Below are 4,771 nucleotides of genomic sequence, written 5' to 3'. Positions count from 1 at the left end.
GCGGCGGGCGTCGCCGGCCCGGCCCCGGCCGCCCCCGCCCGGCCGCCCGGGCATCTGCCCCGGTCACCTGCCCGGACGCCCCGGCGTGCGGGTCTCTCGCATCGCTGAGACGCTGTGCCCGAGTACTGGCAGGACCCCGGGCGGGGGCCCGGAGAAAGGTGCGGCGGGCGTGGTGCACATACGCGGCGCGGTCGTGGCGGCCGTGTGGGCGGCGGTGCTGGCCGGGCCCGGCGCGGGCCCCGCTCCGGCCGCGGCCGCGGCGTCCCCCGCGGCCGGGCGTGGCGCCGTACGCCCCGGCGGCGACCGTCTGGAACCGGCCATCCGCTACGCCCTGGGCCATGTGGGCGACTCCTTCGCCATGGGCGGCGACGGGCCCCGCCGCTGGGACTGCTCGGGGCTCGTCCAGCAGGCCTACCGTCGCGCGGGCGTACGACTGCCGCGCATCGCCGCCGACCAGTACCGCGCGACGCAGCGGATCAGCCGCCGCGCACTGCAGCGGGGCGACCTCGTCTTCTGGTCCCGCAACGGGCGCGCCTCCGGCGTCCACCACGTGGCGCTCTACCTGGGCGGCGGCCGCTACGTCGAGGCCCCGCGGCCGGGCCTGAAGGTCCGCGTCTCGACTTTCGCCCACTACCGGCCGAATCTGTACGGCCGGGTCCGTTGAGGGGTGTGGGGCGGGGCGGGGTGCCGGGCCGCGGTGGCCGGTCATTCCGCCGGGCCGTCGCCCGGTCCACGGCGGCTCCCGTACCTGAAGGCACCTGACGGACTCCGTCAAGAGCGCCTCCTTGAACGGCCAATGACCGCAGCCCGCGCCGCGGCCGCCGCACGTCCATGCACGCAGGGCAACCGCGGTCCCGGCGAACGCGCAGCGAAGCCGCCCCGTACGCGAAGCGACCGGATCGTTGCGGCCGTTGGCCTAGACATGCCAAACGGCCGGTACTAGCCTCCGCCTTGGTCTAGACCGCATTTCACTCGCCTCACAGAACCCCCCACGTTCTCCGAGGAGCAAAAGGCATGCGCAGAAAGATCAGTGCGGCGATCATCGGCCTCGGCATCGCCGGCACCTCCCTGTTCGCCACCGGCAGCGCGAGCAGCCACGGCTACACCGACACCCCCACCAGCCGGCAGGTGTACTGCGCCAACGGCACCGTCCGGGACTGCGGCGAGATCCAATGGGAGCCGCAGAGCGTCGAGGGCTCCAAGGGCTTCCCGGCCCGCGGGCCCGCCGACGGCACGATCTGTGCCGGCGGCAACAGCCGCTTCGCGGAGCTCGACGATCCGCGCGGCGGCCGGTGGCCCGCCACGAAGGTCGGCGCGGGCCAGAGCTACACGTTCCGGTGGCGGCTCACCGCCCGCCACGCCACGACCGACTTCCGCTACTACCTCACCAAGCCCACCTACGACCCGAGCCGGCCGCTCACCCGGGCCGACCTCGAACTCCAGCCGTTCCTGACCGTGCCCTACGGCGGCCGGGTGCCCGACGCCACCGTTTCCCACCAGGGCACGTTCCCCTCCGGCCGGACGGGCAAGCAGCTCGTCCTCGCCGTGTGGACCATCGCGGACACGGGCAACGCGTTCTACGCCTGCTCCGACGTCCAGTTCTGACGGCCTCCGCAGGCCTCGCCACGGACGCCGGAGCTCCCCGGGGCCTCCCCGGCCCCACCCCGGGGAGGCGCCCTTCGGTTCGCCCGGCCGTACGGGCTTGGCCGGTCCGGCACCGCCGGTGACGTCCGGTGGGGGTTGCGCGCCGCGGCGGCGGCACCAACCCCTCCGGCTTCGCCGCGCGAGAAGCCTTCCGCAGGAAGAAACGGTGAAAGGGTGGGGACGGGGCTTTTCCCTCCGCCGCGACGGCGGACAACCCCCGCCGGGCTGTCCGGCGGTGCCGGACCCGCCCCCGCCGGACATCACTCGGCGTCGGTCGGCTCGCTTCCCTTCCCCGCCCGCAGTGCGAACCGCGCAAGCACCCCCGCGACCACCAGCGCCACCCCCGCCAGCAGGACGTAGTCCGGAACCGCGTTGCCCACCCGCGAGGCCAGCTCCTCCAGGCGGAACTCCTGGTCGGCGTCCAGGATCCCGGGGAGCCCCGTGGTCCCGTCGTAGGCGAGGAAGAGCACGCCGATGCCGATGAAGAACAGCCCCGAGACCAGGGACGTGGTGTGCAGCCGCAGCCGGCCGAGCCGCAGCTCCCGGCCGCGCAGCCAGCGCCGGCTGCCGAGCCGGAAGCGGTCCCAGAAGACCGCCAGGACGAACAGCGGCAGCGCCATGCCCAGGGCGTAGACGGCCAGCATCGAGCCGCCGTACACGGGATTGCCGTTGACCGCGGTCACGGTCAGCACCGCACCGAGGATGGGCCCGGCGCAGAACCCGGCGAGCCCGTACACACAGCCCAGCAGGAACGTCGACGCGACCGAGCGCGGGGTGATCCGCCCTGCGGCCGCCTGCGCCTTCTTCGACGCGAAGCCGAGGCCGAGGATCTGGGCGGCGCCCATGGCGATCACGATCCAGCCGCCGGCGGTCACCAGCAGATCGCGGTGGCCGTTGAAGAGCCGGCTGGCGGCGGTGGAGGCAACGCCGAGCGGGACGAGCGTGGTCGCGAGGCCCGCGTAGAAGACGCCGGTGCGCGCGAGCAGCCGGCCCGGGCTCGCGAGGGAGTACGCGAAGAAGGCCGGCAGCAGCAGTGCGCTGCACGGGCTGACCAGGGCGAGGGCGCCGCCGAGGAAGGCGGCGAGGTAGCCGATGTCGGTCACGCCGGCCCCTTACTTCTCGCTCTTCTTCGCGGCCGCGGCGGCCCGCGCCTGGGCGATCGCCTCGTCGAAGGCGGCCATGGGCTGGGCGCCGGCGATGGGGCGGCCGCCGACCAGGAAGGACGGGGTCGAGGCCACACCGAGCCCGTACCCTTCCTGCTGGTCCTTCTTGACGGCCTCCTCGGCAGCCGACCCGTTCATGTCCGAGCGGAAGCGGTCAATGTCGGTCACGCCGGCCTTGCCGGCCAGGTCCACGAGCTTGTCCTCGGCGAGCGCGTCGCCCTTGCGCAGCTTGGCGTAGACCTCGTCGTGGAACTGCCAGAACTTCCCCTGCTGCCCGGCCGCCCAGGAGGCGCGGGCGGCGCGCTCGGAGTCCTTGCCGAAGATCGGGAAGTTGCGGAACTCGATCCGCAGCACGCCCTCGTCCACGTACTTCCTGATCAGCTCCGGCTGGCTGTCGCGGGTGAACTTGCCGCAGTACGAGCACTGGTAGTCGGCGTACTCCACGAGTACGACCGGCGCGTCCTTCCGGCCGAGCGCGAGCGGGTCGCCGTCCTTGCGGCGGCTGGTCGCCTGCTCGGCGCGCTCGTACGCGCCCTGCAGCGGGTCGGCGGAGGGGCCGCCGGCCGCGGAGGGCCCGCGCTTGCCGGAGCCGCCGCTCTTGCCGACGGCCATGCCGACGGCGACGACGGCGGCGACGAGGGCGAGGATCGCGCCCAGGGCGGCGAGGCGGCGGGGGAGGGAGACGGAGGCCGTCTTGCCGGCCTTGACCTTGGCCTTCGTCTTGGCCTTGGTCGCGGCTTCGGCGTTGGTCTTCTTGGAAGTAGCGGACATAAAGGAGAAAGCTCCCTGAAGCGTACGGAATCCGGGTATGACACAGCACGGCCCGGCGGGCCGTGGGGGCCGGATCTAGATCCGCAGGACGGGGAGCAGCTCGGCGCAGCCCGCGACGGGTGCGGGTGGCGCGCGCGGCGCAGTTACCCGGGGCGCGGTGGCCTGGGGGAGCGGGGCGCGGGCGGTGCCCGGCGCGGTGACGGGGTCGGCGTGCCCGGAGGCGACGGCGGTCTCGGCGTCCTTCAGCGGGACGTCCTGCTGCCGGCAGCTGGGGCCGGTGTCCGGGGCCTCGGCCCGTACGGGTTCCGCCGCCGGCGCGGACGCCGGGTCCGCGTGGTGTGCGGACGGGGTGGCGGCCGTGGCCGCGGCGTAGGGCTGCGCGCCGCCCGGGACGGGCCCGAAGAGGACCGCGAGGAGCAGCAGGAGCACGGCCGCGGCGGCCGTCCGATGACGCTCGGTCGTGCCGGTCACGGTTCTCCTCTCCTGGCGCGCGGCGGTGCGGACGGACGGCCCCCATGCTACGGGCCCCGCTCAGACGCCTTCCGCGGCGAGCGCCCGCAGCGAGACGCGCTGGGCGTACCAGAGCAGGGTGACGGTGGTGACGGACATCACGGCGGCGAAGGCGAAGTGACCGGCGGCCGGGACGACGGTGAAGCCGGCGACCGTGAGGGCCAGGTGGGCGCCGAGCCGCAGGGCGAGCAGGGCGATGGCCACCTTGCGGGTGTTCTTTCCGCGCCACATGCGCTTGGCCAGGCGCAGCCGCGAGCGCAGGACGGTCAGGGACACCACGGCGTTGACCGCGAACAGGGCCCCCAGCGCCCACAGGAACCGCTGGTCGGCCTGGACGAGATCGAAGCCGGCGGACGCCAGGCCCTCGAAGGCGAAGAACCAGGTCGGCAGCGGCTTGATCTCCTCGGGAGAGGCCGTGGCGGAGGCGGCTGAGGCGGCGGGGGCGGCAGGCGCGAGCGTCATCGTGTCCATGCCCATAACCCTGTCGTTCCGGCGTTCTGCCGGGCAGATCCACCGATCACCGGCTGCCGATGACATAAGTCATGAGGGGGCGGGCCGGACATACGACAAAGGCCCTCACCTTGCGGTGAGGGCCTTCGCCTGTCTGTGCGCCGCCAGGGACTCGAACCCCGGACCCGCTGATTAAGAGTCAGCTGCTCTAACCAACTGAGCTAGCGGCGCCT

The 4,771-nt window shown here is 73.9% G+C and carries 6 protein-coding genes and 1 tRNA gene; 2 read left to right on the top strand and 5 right to left on the bottom strand.

Features of this window, described 5'->3' with window-relative positions; translation table 11 throughout:
- The first annotated feature begins 169 nt into the window (after positions 1-169).
- Both ACSNOH_RS33360 and ACSNOH_RS33355 read left to right on the top strand, forming a co-directional pair.
- Complete coding sequence (locus ACSNOH_RS33360) at positions 170-664, top strand: C40 family peptidase (RefSeq protein WP_436725193.1); 495 nt, start codon at positions 170-172, stop codon at positions 662-664.
- Positions 665-1,014: 350 nt separating this feature from the next.
- Complete coding sequence (locus tag ACSNOH_RS33355) at positions 1,015-1,605, top strand: lytic polysaccharide monooxygenase auxiliary activity family 9 protein (protein WP_436725192.1); 591 nt, start codon at positions 1,015-1,017, stop codon at positions 1,603-1,605.
- Positions 1,606-1,904: 299 nt separating this feature from the next.
- Here ACSNOH_RS33355 and ACSNOH_RS33350 read toward each other — a convergent pair whose 3' ends face one another.
- The 5 genes from ACSNOH_RS33350 to ACSNOH_RS33330 form a co-directional block, all read right to left on the bottom strand.
- Positions 1,905-2,747 carry a cytochrome c biogenesis protein CcdA gene (locus ACSNOH_RS33350; RefSeq protein WP_436725191.1) on the bottom strand — a complete coding sequence of 281 codons (843 nt, stop codon included), beginning with the start codon at positions 2,745-2,747 and terminating at the stop codon, positions 1,905-1,907.
- A 9-nt stretch (positions 2,748-2,756) separates the two neighbouring features.
- A complete protein-coding gene (locus ACSNOH_RS33345; protein ID WP_436725190.1) occupies positions 2,757-3,578 on the bottom strand; it encodes a DsbA family protein in 822 nt (273 codons plus the stop codon).
- 75 nt (positions 3,579-3,653) lie between these two features.
- Positions 3,654-4,049 (bottom strand): hypothetical protein, encoded by a 396-nt coding sequence (locus ACSNOH_RS33340; RefSeq protein ID WP_436725189.1) that lies wholly within the window; start codon positions 4,047-4,049, stop codon positions 3,654-3,656.
- 60 nt (positions 4,050-4,109) lie between these two features.
- Positions 4,110-4,559, bottom strand: a complete 450-nt coding sequence (locus ACSNOH_RS33335; RefSeq protein ID WP_436725188.1) for a hypothetical protein — start codon at positions 4,557-4,559, stop codon at positions 4,110-4,112.
- Between the two features lie 136 nt (positions 4,560-4,695).
- Positions 4,696-4,769, bottom strand: a tRNA-Lys gene (locus tag ACSNOH_RS33330).
- Between the last annotated feature and the right edge of the window lie 2 nt (positions 4,770-4,771).

This window comes from Streptomyces sp. URMC 127 (genome assembly GCF_051386535.1).
GTDB lineage: Bacteria > Actinomycetota > Actinomycetes > Streptomycetales > Streptomycetaceae > Streptomyces.
The sequence above is the reverse complement of the archived record's forward strand: the minus strand, read 5'-3'. Positions and strand labels throughout refer to the sequence as shown.